The sequence below is a fragment of the Dokdonella ginsengisoli genome, assembly GCF_042652785.1.
In the GTDB taxonomy this organism is placed as follows: domain Bacteria; phylum Pseudomonadota; class Gammaproteobacteria; order Xanthomonadales; family Rhodanobacteraceae; genus Dokdonella_A; species Dokdonella_A ginsengisoli.
Genome location: NZ_JBHSHD010000008.1, coordinates 196691 through 211321 on the forward strand (window position 1 = coordinate 196691; position 14631 = coordinate 211321).

The window sequence follows — 14631 nt, forward strand, 5'->3', positions numbered from 1 at the left end:
CGTTCTTCCGATTCCCACCGGAAAACATGGGTTTGCAACGGCCTCTACAAGCGTTCTACAGACGCCCTACAAACGCCGCCGGGCGCTTTCGGCCAGGCTGAGTCGTCCGCCGGTCCGGCGGAAGCGCCAAGCCCGGCCGGGAGTGCCGGGGATGACACGGCGATGACTGCGCGCATCAGGGCGGAACGCCAGTTGCCACATCCAATCGGGGCATTCATGAAAGCTTCCGCGTTTTTCGGCCAGGCCGCTGCGGCCCTGGCCCTGACCTTGCTCAGCGCCGGCGCGACCTCGCAGCCGCTGCCGCGCACCAGCCTCAACAAGGCCAGTTCCGGCCATGCATTCGCGCTCGGCGCCACGCCGGCGAGCCGGCCCGCCGTACCGGACGGCAGTTGTGCACCCGACGGGCTTTGCCTGAGCGTCACCCTCGCCCTGGCGGACTCCGCCAATCCGGACCTGTGCGGCAGTGCGAGCACGCTGCAGGTGAACGTCGGCGACCAGGTCGACATCTGCTACACCGTCAGCAACAACTCGACCACGCCGCTGAACTACCACTCGCTCAGCGATGATCACCTCGGCACGCTGATGACCAACAGCAACGTCGCGCTGGCACCGGGGGCGAGCTACCGGTACCACCGGACGATCGTCGCCAGCACCAATCCGAACAGCGATACCGGCACCTTCGTTTCGACCTGGACCGCCAGCGACGGCCTCGCCGGCTACACGCCGGACGACACCGCGCCCTATGCCTTCATCGACATCAGCGCCGACGGCACGGCGTTGAACCTGGGTGACGACGCGGCCAGCGCGGTGACGCTGCCGTTCCAGTTCCCGTTCTTCGGCGGCAGCTACGGCAGCCTGTGCATCGGCAACAACGGCGAGCTGCGCTTCGACGCGGCCACCTGTTCGACCTCGCCGTACAACAACCAGGCGCTGCCCACGGCCAGCCTGAACGGCCCGGCGATCCTGCCGTACTGGGACGACATGCTGCCCAACGGCACCCTCTACTACGCCACGCGCAACAGTGCGCCCAACCGGCAGTTCATCGTCGCCTACAAGAACAAGTTCGCTTACGGCGATGGCGGCGACCCGACCGGCCAGACCGGCGCGACCTGGGAGGTGATCCTCGACGAGGCCGGCGGTTCGATCGCGTTCCAGTACCAGACGGCCAGCTTCGGCGGCGCCGCGTCCGGCTACGACGACGGCGTTTCGGCGACCGTCGGCCTGCAGGGCAACAGCACGCTCGCCGACCAGTATTCCTACAACACGGCCAGCCTGCACGACGGCCTCGCCATCGCCTGGACGCCGTCCAACCCGGTCTCGTTCAGCGCGACCGCCTCGGCCACGCTCGACGTCGGCTCGCCGGTCATGATCACCACGCCGGACCGTTCGACCGGCTTCACGCCGACGGTGGACGCCGGCAGCACGGTGAGCGAGCCGCTGCTGATCGACAACATCGGCAACCGCGATCTCCACTGGAGCCTGACGCCGCCGGCGACGAATGCGCATTTCCCGAACGTGCCGCGCGCCACCACGCCGGTGGGCCGCGGCACGCCAGGTCCGCTCGATCCCGTCGCCGGCGCCGCCGGCAAGCGCACGACGCTGGCACCCCTCGGCACGGCCGCGGTGCCGGTCTATGCGGGCAAGGTGCGCGCCGGCCCTTCCGACTTCGTCACGTTCGACGCACTCGATCCGGCGGTGTTCCACACCATCATCGAAGCCAACGCCGCGCTGTTCGGCACCACCTTCGTCGACGGCGACTTCAGCAAGGTGTACGGCGTCGACTACTTCGAAGGCGATCTGTACACGGTCAGCACGCTCGACGGCCAGACCACCCTGGTCGGCAACACCGGCCTGGTCAGCTGCTGCATGGTGGTGCCCGGCGGCATGCGCTGGGATGCGACGACCGGCCTCACCTACCTGGTGATCGACGATTTCAATCCGCGCACCAGCACGCTGTACACGATCGACCTCGCCACCGCGACGACCACCCTGGTCGGCCCGCTCGGCGCGCTGATCCGCGACATCGCGATCGACGGCGACGGCTTGATGTACGGCGTGGATTCCGATGCCGACACGCTGGTCGCGATCGACAAGACCACCGCCGCCACGCAGACGATCGGCTCGCTCGGCATCGACGCCGTGTTCGGCCAGGGTCTGGACTTCGATGCCGAGACCGGTGTGCTGTATCTGGCCAGCGCGAACTCCAACGCAATCTCGACCATGTACACGGTCGATCCGGCCACCGGCGCGACCACGCCGATCGGCCAGATGGGCGGCGAAGTGGACAGCATGGCGATCGCCAAGTCCGGCGTGGTCTGCTCGACTCCGGCCGATACGCCGTGGCTGAGCTACGACCCGGGCAGCGGCACGCTCGCGCCGGACCCGGACATGACCCATCCGGCCACCGTCAACGTCCACTTCGACGCCGGCAGTCTCGCGCCGGGCAGCTACAGCGCCAACCTGTGCGTGTACGGCAACGATCTGGCGCACAGCAAGATCGCCATCCCGGTCAGCCTGACCGTGCAGGAAGCCGGCCCGACCGACGTGATCTTCGCCAACGGCTTCGACAGCGACGCCGAGAACTGACCGCCGCGGATTCCCGGGTTTGCCGCACCCTCCCCGGCGGCAAATGCCGTCCGCTCCTTCCGACCGGAAGGAGCGGACGGAGTCTCGGTGCGGCCGCCTTCCCGTTGCCGCCGCCTCCTTGCAGAAAGGACCATCGTCCATGCGCAACCCGATCACCGTCGCCGTCCTCGCCGCGCTCGCCGGCACCAGCGCCGGGTTGGCGCCGCGCCCGCTGCCGGCGGCGGCTCCCGCTCCGGCGTCCTACAAGCTCTTCGCGCCGAAAGACGCGCTGCCGCCGGGCACCCCCGGCGTGCAGCTGCTCGAGGACTACGGCGATTTCGCGCTGTACCGCAGCGCCACGCCGACCGTGGCGGGCACGCGCGGCGCACTCGCCGCCAAGGCGGACATGGACGTGCTGCAGTTCACCGCACAGCCGTTCGACACCCAGCGCGACCAGCCGGCGCCGCCGGCACCGTTCTCGCCCGAAACCACGCCCGGGCCGTCGCTGCAGCTGGTGCAGTTCGTCGGTCCGGTCAAGAAGGAATGGCTGGACGCTCTGGCCTCGCGCGGCATCGCGCCGGTGCAGTACGTCGCCAGCAACGGCTACCTCGTGTGGGCCGACGAAGCCGCGCAGGCGGAACTGGCGGCCCTGCGCCGCTCGGCCGGCTGGCTGCAGTACGCCGCGCCCTACCAGAGCTTTCTGAAAGTCGATCCGGCGCTGCGCCAGCGGCTGGCCGCGAACGCCGCCGCCAGCGACGAAGTCGACGTGACCGTGCAGGTCTACCGTCACGATGGCGCCGGCGAAACCAGGCAGTTCGTGCAGGAGCGCGCCATGCTGCCGAGCGCACAGCAGGGTCCGCTCGGCGCGGGCGTGCCGAACCACCGCTGGGTGCCGATCCTGAAATACGAAAACCTCAGCCTGCGCGTGCGTCTGGCCGACGTGGTCGCGATCGCCGCGCGCGCGGACGTGACCTTCGTCGGCATCACGCCGACCTTCCGCCAGATGGACGAGAAGCAGGACGTGATCCTGGCCGGCGATTTCGCGCCGAGCCCGGCCTCGATCGACTACGTGCAGTTCCTGACCGAACTGGGTTTCCCGCAGGACCCGGCCGCTTATCCGATCGTCGACGTGACCGACAGCCCGGTCGACGAGGGCGGCACCGGCGTGACCGTGCTGAACACCGCCGACGTCAAGTTCCGCGTGGCCGGCGATGCCGGCCAGCCGTCGCGCGTGGTGTATTTCCAGAACTGCTCGTCGCAGCCGGACGGCGAGGTCGGCGCGATCGACGGCCACGGTTCGCTCAATGCCGGCATCGTGGCCGGCTACGACCAGCGCAGTGGCTTCCCCTACCGCGACGGCGACGGCTTCCAGCTGGGCCTGGGCGTCAATCCGTTCGGCCGCATCGGCTCGACCGCGATCTTCGTGCCGGATTTCGACACCAGCGGCTGCGACAACGGTCCGGCCGGACTGATCGACGCGAACTGGCGCAACGGCGCGCGGATCAGCAGCAACTCCTGGGGTTCCAACGGCAACGGCACCTACGAGGCGACCCAGCAGATCTACGACGCCGGCGTGCGCGACGCCGACGCCGCCACCGCCGGCAACCAGGAACTCATCTACGTCTGGGCGGCGGCCAACTCCGGCCCGAATCCGTCCACCATCGGCATTCCCAGCGCGGCGAAGAACCTGATCACCGTCGGCGCCTCGGAAAACGTGCGGCCCGACTGGACCGACGGCTGCGGCATGGGCCCGGCCGACGCCGACCATGCCGACGACATCGCCCGCTTCTCCAGCCGCGGCCCGGCTCCGGGCGGACGCGTGAAGCCGGAAGTCGTCGCGCCGGGTTCGCACATCCAGTCCGGCGCCAGCAACTACGCCGGCTACGACACCGGCGTGTGCGATCTTCACCATCCTGCCGGCCAGACCGAATTCGCCGCCTCCTCGGGCACCAGCCATTCGACGCCGGCGGTGTCCGGCATCGCCTCGCTGGCGTACTGGTGGATCGAGCACGGCGGTGCCGGCGCGGCGGCCGGCAGCGTGACCGAGGTCGGCGGCGCCCGCGCGCCCAGTCCGGCGCTGATGAAGGCCTGGCTGATCGCGCATCCGAGCTATCTGAGCGGCGACGGCGCTGGCGACGACCTGCCGAGCAACAACCAGGGCTACGGCATGCCGAACCTGGCCGACATGTTCGGCACTACGCCGAAGGTGCTGCTCGACCAGAGCGATCTGCTCGTCGCCAGCGGCGAGGTGCGCGACTACATCTGGGAAGTCGCCGATCCGTCCAGACCGCTGCGCGTCGCGCTCGCCTATACCGACGCGCCGGGCGCGCTCGGCACCAGTCCGCAGGTCAACGATCTCGACCTCGCCGTCCGCGTGAACGGCCAGAGCTACCTCGGCAACCACTTCGATCATCAGTGGAGCACGCCCGGCGGCAGCGCCGACGACAGGAACAACTACGAAGCGGTCTTCCTGCCGGCCGGCGCGAGCGGCGAAGTCACCGTCACCGTCACTGCCGGCAACATCGCCGGCGACGCCACCTTCAGCGGGGGCGGGCCGAACCAGGACTTCGCCCTGGTCTGCAGCAACTGCCGCCGGGTGTCCACCTACACCCTCGCCGCCGCGCAATCGAGTCTGCAGGTCTGCGCCGGCGGCACCGTCGACACGACCATCCGTCTCGGCCAGGTCGAAGGCTTCGCCGATCCGGTCAGCCTGAGCGCCGGCGGCGCTCCGCCCGGCACGAGCGTCACGTTCGCGCCGAATCCGCTCGAGCCGCCGGGCGAGTCGACGCTGACGCTCGCAGCCAGCGAGTCGGCGCAGCCGGGAATCACCACGCTGAGCGTCGACGCCAGCTCCGGCTCGATCGCCAAGTCGATCGATCTCGAACTCGGCGTCTACGACGCCGCTCCGCCGAATCCGGCGCTGGACGGCCCGGGCGACGGCGACGTCGACGTGCCGCTGCTGCCGACCCTGCGCTGGCAGGCTGCGCCACAGGGCTACAGCTATCTCGTGCAGGTCGCCACCGACGCCGCCTTCGGCCACGTCATCGCTTCGACCCAGACGCTGGACACCGAGTGGACCCTGCCCGAGACGAGCCTGCTCGACTCCAGCACGCGCTACTGGTGGCGCGTGGTCGCACGCAATCCCTGCGGCGACAGCGCGCCGCTCGGCGCCGGCGCGGATACCGTCTTCGCCGACGGCTTCGATCCGGCGGCGGCGATCGTCGGCGCGCGGCCGTTCACCACCGTCGCGCAGCCGGGCGATTGCGCCGTCGGCACCGCGCCGGTGATCGTGCTCGGCGACGACACCGAAAGCGGCGCCCCAGGCTGGACCCACGGCGCCGCCAACGGCAGCGTCGATACCTGGGCACTGGGCGATGCGGCGCATCGCGGCGCCCATGCCTGGCAGGCGAACGCACCCGCCACCGCCTCGGCCAACGACCAGTGGCTGATCTCGCCGAGCGTCCAGCTGCCGGCCGACTTGTCGCCGCTGAGCCTGTCGTTCTGGAACCAGCAGTCGATCAAGAGCGCCTCCGGCGGCAGCAGCTGCCAGGACGGCGCGATCCTGGAAATTTCGGCCAACGGCGGCAGCAGCTGGACGCCGGTACCCGCCACCGCGCTGCAGACCGATCCCTACAATGGCGCGATCAGCGGCAGCTTCGGCAACCCGCTCGGCAATCGCCAGGGCTGGTGCGGCGATCCGCAGGCTTACCTGAACTCGATCGTCGACCTCGCCGGCTATGCCGGCCAGACCGTGCAGTTCCGGTTCCGCCTCGGCCACGACCGCTTCGCCCATCGCGCCGATCCGAACTGGGCGATCGATCAGGTAACGATCAAGGGATGTGCGTCGCCGTGAGCGCATGCGCCCGGAGGAGTCCGGCGGCTGGAGCGAAGCGGAGTGCGACCTTGCCAGAGGGCGCGAAATGAGGCACAGATAGCCCGACCGAGAGGAGATCCGCCGATGAGCACGGATTCGGGGATGAGCTGGCGCCGCACCGTTTCGCTCAGCACCACGCTGGCCGTTCACCTGGCCATGCTGGCCTTGCTGCTGGGCACCTATCCGGCGCCGCCGCCGCGAGCCGGCGAATCCGCCGCGCCGATGGTCGTGCGGCTGATCGCCGAAACGCGCAAGCTCGCCGGCGAGGCGTCACCGCGACCGCGCGAGGCGACGCCGCCGCCGGGCAGGCCGGCGAGGGAGATTCCGCGCGCCGCACGCGTGCGCAGTGCGGCCGTCCCGCCACGGCCGTCGACGACGCCCGAATCCGTGGTGCACGCCTCCGCGCCGCCGCTGCGCGCACCGGCGGCGCCCAACGATGTGGCTGCGCCCGCGGCGCCGGTCTCCGGTCCGGCACTCGCTGCGGCCGGCACGGCCGGAGGCGCCGGCCTGGAAAACGGCGGCAGCGGCGATTCCGGCGCCTCCGCCGGCATCCGTTTCGCGACGAAGTCGCCGCCGCTGCTGCCGCGTTCGATGCGCGGTTCGAAGTGGAAGGGCTACGCCCTCATCGGCCTGCACGTGGGCGCGGACGGAAAACCGAAGGAAGTCGTCGTGCTGCGCTCCTCCGGCGTGCACGACATCGACCGCACGGCGCGGCTCGCCGCCCAGCGCAGCACCTACGTGCCGCACATGACCCAGGGCCGGCCGGTCGAATACTGGGGTGTGGTGCCGGTCGTCTTCGGCGAAGCGACGCCCGACGTCGAACGGGATCTGGCCGACCTTGCCGAACGCTGGCGATCTTCCCGCCGCGGCACCGACGGGCTGGGGACGACGCGGCCGGCGGTGTAGCCGGCCGGTCCTCCGGTTTCACGGGTGCGTCAGGTGGCGACGATGGCGACGCGATAGTTCCACTGCTGGTCGCGCAGGGGCACGCTGCAGCTGTCCTCGGCCAGCACCACCAGATGGCGCAGCGCCTGCTCGTAGACGCGGCGCTTGAAGTTGACGACGTGCGCGGCCGGGTACCAGAAATCGACCCAGCGCCAGAGATCGAACTCCGGCTTTTCGTTCGCGTCGAGGCGGAACGCCGATTCCTCGCCGACCAGCCGCAGCAGGAACCAGACCTGCTTCTGGCCGATGCACACCGGCCGCTCGTGCCGGCGCACCAGCCTCGGCGGCAGGCGATAGCGCAGCCAGCCCGGCGTCGCGCCGAGCACCTCGACGTGATGCGGCAGCAGGCCGGTTTCCTCTTCCAGCTCGCGGTACATCGCTTCGATCGGCGTCTCGTCGCTGTGCATGCCGCCTTGCGGAAACTGCCAGCCGTCGCGGCCGACGCGACGCGCCCAGAACACGTGCCCGTGCTCGTTGAGCAGGATGATGCCTACGTTGGGTCGATAGCCATCGGGATCGATCACGGCGAAATTCCTCCGTCGGGCGGTTCGCGGAACGCTGCGGTACGCGGATCTGCCGTCGCGTCGCGCGCGTCGATGCTCGACGCGGGAAACGCGGCGCAGCCCTGCCGCGTCCGTTTCCTGCAGGCCGCGGCACGATGCCCGGCCTTGCGAACCACTCGATAACCGCCCCGATTCTTCCATAGCGTTCGCCGGCGCGGCAAGGCGAAGCGCGCCGGCGGATCGTTTCGATTTGAAAAGCCCGATGAATGGGCGATGACGGCGCGCGTCCGTCCGCGCCGGCGCGGGCGCGCGGATGCGCGCCGCACCGCACGCCTTCATCCGCGCTTGCCGCCACCGAAGTGGTAGTCGAACTGCAGCCACCACTGGCGTCCGTAGATGTCGTACCAGGCGCTGCTGTAGTTCGGCCAGCCCGCGCTCTTGTCCACCGGCAGCGAATTGCGCAGGTTGTTGACGATCAGCGACAGGTGCGCGCGTTCGTTGAAGTCGTAGCCGACGCTGCCGTTGACCAGCGTGTACGGCTTGCGCCGCGCCTCGCCGTCGTTGCGCGGCACGCCGCCGTAGCGCGTGCCGTTCAGCGTCGCGCTCCAGTCGCCCAGGCTCCAGCTCAGGGCCGCATTGACCTTCTTGCGCCAGTCCTGCTGGTAGGTCACGTCGTTGACGTAGTCGCGCGTCGGATCGCCGACGAACTGCTGGTAGTCGTGGCTGAGCACGCGCGTGAAGCCGGCGTGCAGCAGGAACTTGCCGTAGCGGTCGGTCGTCCAGCGGTAGTTGCCGCCGAGGTCGATGCCGGAGGTGCGCTCGGTCGCCGCGTTGATCGGGTTGAGCAGCAGGTTGGTCACCTGGTTCGGATTGACCGGCGCGTCGGGCGAATTGCGCACCACGCGCGCGAGCGCGTCGCGGCACAGCTGCGAATCGATGTCCACCGGGGTGCCGGCCTCGGTGTGGCCGACGCGGCAGTCCGCCTCGGTGCGCAGGATGATCTCCGAGTCGAGATTGGTCACCGCATCCTTGATGCGGATGCGGTAGTAGTCGGCGGTCAGGTCCAGTCCGTCCAGCGGCGACCACACCAGGCCGTAGGTGAACGACTTGCCGTTCTCCGGCTTCAGGCCGAGGTTGCCGGAGCTGCGGAAGTTCATGTTGTACTGCACGTCGCAGCTGTTGTAGCTGTGGCCGTCGAGCGCGCACTGGTAGAAGTCGGTGTTGCCCGGCTCGTAGCCGACCGTTCCCTTGGCGAACAGATAGTTCATGTCCGGCGCGCGGAACGAGGTCGAGTAGGTGCCGCGCAGCAGCAGCGTCTCGAACGGGCGGTACTCGAAACCGAGGTTGTAGGTGCTCTTGCCGATGCTCTGGCCTGAGTACTTGTAGCGGTCGTAGCGCGCCGCGGCGATGCCGGTGAGCTGCGCGAAGATCGGCACGTTCAGTTCGATGCCGGCCGCGTAGCGGTTGCGCGTGCCGCTGTCGTCGTGGGCCTCGGCGACGTTCCAGATCTCGCCGGCGTTGATGCGCGGATCGGGCCGGTTGCTGAAGCCCTGGCGCCCGGCCTCGACCACCCCGGCGACGCCGAGCGGGCCGGCCGGCAGCTGCAGCAGCTCGCCGTTGACGCTGAAGCTGAGGTCCTCGGTCCAGGCCTTGTCGCGTTCGAGCGTGTGCGTGCTGAGGCTGCGGAACAGGCGCGCGTCGAGCGGCGTGGTCAGGCGCGAGGGATCGGCGTCGTAGGACGGAAACGTGTCGCCTTCGTAGTCGTGCGTGCCGGTCTGCGGGCCGAGGAAGTAGTCGTCGACGCCGCGCAGGAAGCGGAACACGCCCTGGTCGCTCTTGTAATCGGAGCGGTTCGCCGCGGCGACGTACTTCCAGCCCGAGTCGCCGAACGAGCCGCGCGCGCCGAAGGTCACGTTGAACTGGCGCTGCAGGAAGGTGCGCGCGCCGGCCATGCGGCTGCCGGTTTCCTCCGGCGCGAGCAGGCGGGTCCAGCTTTCCAGCCGCCCGGTCGCGTCGTTCCAGAACGCCGTCGGCGAGGTCCAGTTCGGATTGCGCACCACGGTGGCGATGTCCGACCAGCCGGCCATGAAGTCGCCGAACAGCTCGGTGTTCTCGTTCAGCGCGTAGGTCAGGCTGGCGTAGCCGGTGGCGAGCTTCTTCTTGGTCTGCACCGTGCGATCGCTGTAGTAGTGGTCGCTGCTGCAGTAGCTGCCGCCGTAGCCGGGGCGTTCGAACGCGCGCAGGCTGCCGTCCAGCAGCGGTCCGGGCGCGGCGCAATCCAGCGGGTAGTAGTTGCGCGAGGCCGGATCGCGGATGCCGATGACCTGCGGCGGCGGCAGGCCGCTGTCGTCGTAGCGCGTGTAGGAATTGCTCAGGCCGCGGTCGCCGTACCAGATCGGCTCGCGGTTGGTCAGCTCCAGGCCGAACACGCCGCTCAGATCACCCCAGCTGCCGCCGCCGATCAGCTGCACGCGCTGGTTGTCGCCGCCGCCGCGCTGCGTGCCGCCGACCTTGAGGCTGAGGTCCAGGCCCTCGTGATGCTGCTTGAGGATGATGTTGACGACGCCGGCGATCGCGTCCGAGCCGTAGATCGCCGAAGCGCTGCCGCTGAGGATCTCGATGCGGTCGATCATCACGCTCGGCACGTTGGCGAAGTCGACCGCATTGACCGAGCCGTTGTAGGCGACCGGGTAGTCGGCAACGCGATGGCCGTTGACCAGCACCAGCGTGTAGTTCGGTCCGAGGCCGCGCAGGCTGATCACGTTGGCCGCCGGCGTGAAGGTGCTGCCGTAGTCCTCGCCCTGCACCAGGCCGGTGTTCTGGGTGAGCTGGGTCAGCACGTCGAACACGCTGCGATAGCCGCCCTTGTCGATGTCGTCGCCCTTGATGACGATCACCGGCGCCGGACCCTCGACCTGCGCGCGCGGAATGCGCGAGCCGGTGACGGTGACCGCCTCCAGCTGCTGCGAAGGCGCGGCCGTCTCGCCGGCGTCCTCCTGCGCAATCGCGCGCAGCGGCAGGCTCAGGAACAGGGAGATCGCGACCGGCAGGCTGCGGCGGAGGAGCGGGCGTACGCGCATGGTGTGGACTCGACAGGGAAAGGAATTGCGGGCTTCGCGCGTTCGACACACACGCGCGAGCGAAACGATCGCCAGCCTAGCGACCGCCCCCCGTTCGCGCGCCCAACAATGCGGAATATCGTGATGACGCGACGCAACATTCAGCGAACGGCATCGCAATCGGGAAAACCGCCGCTGGACGTTTAACGCCGTCCACACCAGCCGCACGCCATGCTCGGGCGCCCTTCACGCCGGTTCCCGCGATGTCCGACGACGCCTACACCTTCGGTCTCGAGGAGGAGTTCTTCTTCGTCAATCCGGTGACGCGCAACGCCGCCACGCGCGTGTCCAAGCGGCTGCTCAAGCTCTGCCGCCAGCGCTTCGGCGAGGTCATCGCGCACGAACTGCTGCAGTCGCAGATCGAGATCAGCTCGCCGGTGTTCGGCCATCACGACGAGGCGCGCGAGGAAATGCGCCGCCTGCGCCGCGGCATCGCCGAAGTCGCCGCCGCCGCCGGCCTGCGCATCGTCGCCGCCGGCACGCATCCGCTCAGCGCCTGGCAGCAGCAGGCGCACACCGAGAAGTCGCGCTACGCGCGCATCGTCGACGACTTCCAGATCCTCGGCCGGCGCAACCTGTTCTGCGGCCTGCACGTGCACGTCGCGCCGCCGCCCGGCGTCGACCGCGTCGCGCTGATGAACCGGCTGATGCCGTGGCTGCCGCTGCTGCTCGCGCTGTCGACCTCCTCGCCGTTCTGGAGCCGGCGCCGCACCGGCCTGCTCAGCTACCGCCAGACGGCCTACGACGAATGGCCGCGCTCGGGCATTCCGGACTTCTTCGCCGACGAGGCCGAATACGGCGCGTTCCGCGACCTGCTGGTGCGCGCCGGCGCGATGCGCGACGGCAGTTATCTGTGGTGGGCGATCCGCCCGGCGCAGGACCATCCCACGCTGGAACTGCGCATCGCCGACTGCTGCACGCACCTGGACGATGCCCTCGCGCTGGCCGCGCTGTTCCGCTGCCTGGTGCGCGCGCACGTGCGCCGGCCCGAACTCGGCGCCGCGCGCAGCGCGCTGACGCGGCGGCTGATCGACGAGAACCGCTGGCGCGCCAAGCGCTTCGGCCTCGACGCGCAGTTCATCGACGAAGGCGACGGCGCCACGCGCAGCTGCGCGCAGTGGCTGGACGCCGCGCTCGAGCTGGTCGCCGAGGACGCGCGCCGGCTCGACTGCGAATCCGCGCTGCGGCACCTGGGCACGATCTTCGCGCGCGGCACCAGCGCGCACGAACAGCTGGCGATCTACCACACGCAGCGCGAGGCCGGCGCCGGCAGCGTCGACGCGCTGCGCGGCGTGGTCGACTGGCTGATCCAGACGAGCGTGGCGTAGCGCTTCTCACCTCTCCCGCTGGCGGGAGAGGTCGCGCCGCAGGCGCGGGTGAGGGAAATCAGGGTGTCGCGCTCCATCTGCCGTCATCCGCCACCGGCGTCCTCCGGCCGCCGGTGGGTGGCCGTCCATCCCGCACCGGGAGAAGGAGAAGTCGCGAGCGCCCTACCCTACTCGCACACGCAAGCTGAATTCGCTCGAAGGCAGCGCCCTTTACGCACCGGCCGGCGCCCCCTTGCGCCCGCCGCGCTTGCGATTGCGCACGTAGGTCGAGGTCGACGCACCATCCGCGCTCTTGCGCTTCTCGACCTCGAACAGTTCGGTCGCCGCGATCAGCTCGCCGAGCTTGCGGAAGCCGTAGTTGCGCGCGTCGAATTCGGGCGCCTGCTTCGCGATCGTGTTGCCGACGCTGCCCAGCTGCGACCAGCCGGCGTCGTCGGAGGAAGCTTCCACCGCCTGGCGCAGCAGCGCCACCAGCCGCCCGTCCTGCTTGAGCTGCGCGCTGGTGCGCGGTCCGGCGGCCTCGTCCTCGTCTTCCTTGTCGACCAGGATCTCGGTGTAGATGAACTTGTCGCAGGCGGACACGAACGGCGCCGGCGTCTTGCGCTCGCCGAAGCCGTAGACCACCAGCCCGGCCTCGCGCAGGCGCGCGGCCAACCGCGTGAAGTCGCTGTCGCTGGAGACGATGCAGAAGCCGCCGAGCTTGCCGCCGTAGAGCAGGTCCATCGCGTCGATGATCAGCGCCGAGTCGGTGGCGTTCTTGCCGGTGGTGTAGCGGAACTGCTGGATCGGCTGGATCGCGTGCTTGAGCAGCGCCTCCTTCCAGCCCTTCAGCTGCGGCCCGGTCCAGTCGCCGTAGATGCGCTTGACTGTCGCCGTGCCGTACTTGGCGATCTCCGCGAGCAGCCCTTCGACCACCGCCGGCTGCGCGTTGTCGGCGTCGATCAACACGGCGAGTTTCGGCGAGATCGTGGCCATGACGGCGCTCCGCGGGAGGAACGCGCAGCGTACTCCGTCGCCCGCCGCGCGCAAAAGCACCTCGTCACGCCGCCTTGATGTACCGTCACGACGCACAGGCGATAATGGCCGGGTGACGCGATCAGGGAGATGCGGATGGGGATGAAACGTCGGATCGGATGGATGCTGGGCGCGCTGGCCGCCGCGTGCATGCCGGCCGCCGCGGCGACGATCGACACGGTCGTGCGCAAGGCGCACGAAGCCGGCCAGTTCGACGGCGTCGTGCTGGTCGGCCGCGACGACGCCGTCGTGTACCGGCGCGCGATCGGCCTGGCCGACCGCATCGCGCAGCAGCCGCACACGCCCGGCGAGAGCTGGCGCTGGCTGTCGATCAGCGAGCAGCTGGCCGCGGTGCTCGTGCTGCAGGACGTGGAGCGCGGCAGCCTGAGCCTGGACGGCACCCTGGCGCAGTACCTGCCCGGCTTCGGCAACGCGGCGATCGGCCGCATCACGCTGCGCCAGCTGCTGCAGCACACCTCCGGGCTGGCCAACCCGGACGAGGCCGCCGTCGACGAGCGCGGCGTGCCCGCCTTCTATCGCGCCAACGGCGAGACGGCCAACGCGAAGGCGATGCTGGCGCCGTGCGCGGGTGCGCCGAAGGCGGCCCCGGGCGCGCGCTACGAAGCCAACACCTGCGACTACCTCGTGCTCGCCGCCGTGCTCGAGCGCGTCAACGAAACGCGCTACCCACAGCTGCTCGCCAAGCGCATCGCCAAGCCGCTGGGCATGTCCTCGCTGAGCCTGCTGCCGCCCAACGGCTCGCCCACGCGCAGCGGCGTGATCGGCCACAGCAGCGAAGGTTCGCGCGAGGCCCCCTACGACGCCGGCCGCTACGGCGCCGCCGGCGCGCTGCACGGCACCCTCGACGACCTGTGGCGCTTCGACCGCGCGCTGATGGACTACGTGCTCGTCTCCAAACCGGCGGCAGCGACGATGTGGACCGGCAACCCGCGCCTGGGCAACGCCGCGCTCGGCGCCTGGGCGTACGCGGCGCAGCCGCGGCACTGCACCGCACCGGTCGGCGTGGTCGAGCGGCGCAGCGAGATCGGCGGCATCCGCGCGGTGAACCTGCTGGTGCCCGAACGCAACACGGCGCTGATCGCGTTCTCCAACACGGCGCGCACCGACTGGGGCCAGATCTCGCAGGGCAGCGGCCTGCTGCACGACCTGCTCGACGCCGCGCTGTGCACGTCCGACCTCGAGCCGCCCGCGGCCGCGCCGAAGGGCAAGCGCAAGCGCTGACGACCGCATCGCGGTGCCGCGCTGCGCCGCACGGCGGCGGC

General features: G+C 70.0%; 8 protein-coding genes. 5 read left to right on the forward strand and 3 right to left on the reverse strand.

Annotation, left to right across the window (positions count from 1 at the left end; genetic code table 11):
• Window positions 1–216: 216 nt before the first annotated feature.
• From ACFO6Q_RS11270 to ACFO6Q_RS11280, 3 genes are all read left to right on the forward strand, one after another.
• Window positions 217–2586: a DUF4394 domain-containing protein gene (locus ACFO6Q_RS11270; RefSeq protein ID WP_380021038.1), complete on the forward strand. Its 2370-nt coding sequence runs from the start codon at window positions 217–219 to the stop codon at window positions 2584–2586.
• Window positions 2587–2725: 139 nt separating this feature from the next.
• A complete protein-coding gene (locus tag ACFO6Q_RS11275) occupies window positions 2726–6418 on the forward strand; it encodes a S8 family serine peptidase (RefSeq protein ID WP_380021040.1) in 3693 nt (1230 codons plus the stop codon).
• Between the two features lie 105 nt (window positions 6419–6523).
• Window positions 6524–7345, forward strand: a complete 822-nt coding sequence (locus tag ACFO6Q_RS11280) for an energy transducer TonB (protein WP_380021041.1) — start codon at window positions 6524–6526, stop codon at window positions 7343–7345.
• 29 nt (window positions 7346–7374) lie between these two features.
• Here the strand turns inward: ACFO6Q_RS11280 and ACFO6Q_RS11285 are convergent, their stop codons facing one another.
• Window positions 7375–7908, reverse strand: a complete 534-nt coding sequence (locus tag ACFO6Q_RS11285; protein ID WP_380021043.1) for an RNA pyrophosphohydrolase — start codon at window positions 7906–7908, stop codon at window positions 7375–7377.
• A gap of 314 nt (window positions 7909–8222) precedes the next feature.
• Window positions 8223–10967, reverse strand: a complete 2745-nt coding sequence (locus tag ACFO6Q_RS11290) for a TonB-dependent receptor plug domain-containing protein (RefSeq protein WP_380021045.1) — start codon at window positions 10965–10967, stop codon at window positions 8223–8225.
• Between the two features lie 242 nt (window positions 10968–11209).
• On the opposite strand from ACFO6Q_RS11290, the gene ACFO6Q_RS11295 reads away from it, so the two are divergent.
• Window positions 11210–12334: a carboxylate-amine ligase gene (locus ACFO6Q_RS11295; RefSeq protein ID WP_380021047.1), complete on the forward strand. Its 1125-nt coding sequence runs from the start codon at window positions 11210–11212 to the stop codon at window positions 12332–12334.
• A 210-nt stretch (window positions 12335–12544) separates the two neighbouring features.
• On the opposite strand, the gene ACFO6Q_RS11300 is transcribed toward ACFO6Q_RS11295, so the two are convergent.
• The gene (locus ACFO6Q_RS11300; protein WP_380021049.1) at window positions 12545–13309 is read right to left on the reverse strand and encodes an NYN domain-containing protein; all 765 of its coding nucleotides are present in this window, start codon (window positions 13307–13309) and stop codon (window positions 12545–12547) included.
• 141 nt (window positions 13310–13450) lie between these two features.
• Between ACFO6Q_RS11300 and ACFO6Q_RS11305 the strand changes: the two genes are divergently transcribed.
• The gene (locus ACFO6Q_RS11305; protein ID WP_380021051.1) at window positions 13451–14590 is read left to right on the forward strand and encodes a serine hydrolase domain-containing protein; all 1140 of its coding nucleotides are present in this window, start codon (window positions 13451–13453) and stop codon (window positions 14588–14590) included.
• Window positions 14591–14631 lie beyond the last annotated feature (41 nt).

Bases quoted from the DNA above. Each gene is read 5' to 3' on its own strand.
- ACFO6Q_RS11270 (WP_380021038.1), top strand. From the start codon at position 217: ATGAAAGCTTCCGCGTTTTTCGGCCAGGCCGCTGCGGCCCTGGCCCTG.
- ACFO6Q_RS11275 (WP_380021040.1), top strand. From the start codon at position 2,726: ATGCGCAACCCGATCACCGTCGCCGTCCTCGCCGCGCTCGCCGGCACC.
- ACFO6Q_RS11280 (WP_380021041.1), top strand. From the start codon at position 6,524: ATGAGCACGGATTCGGGGATGAGCTGGCGCCGCACCGTTTCGCTCAGC.
- ACFO6Q_RS11290 (WP_380021045.1), bottom strand. From the start codon at position 10,967: ATGCGCGTACGCCCGCTCCTCCGCCGCAGCCTGCCGGTCGCGATCTCC.
- ACFO6Q_RS11295 (WP_380021047.1), top strand. From the start codon at position 11,210: ATGTCCGACGACGCCTACACCTTCGGTCTCGAGGAGGAGTTCTTCTTC.
- ACFO6Q_RS11300 (WP_380021049.1), bottom strand. From the start codon at position 13,309: ATGGCCACGATCTCGCCGAAACTCGCCGTGTTGATCGACGCCGACAAC.
- ACFO6Q_RS11305 (WP_380021051.1), top strand. From the start codon at position 13,451: ATGAAACGTCGGATCGGATGGATGCTGGGCGCGCTGGCCGCCGCGTGC.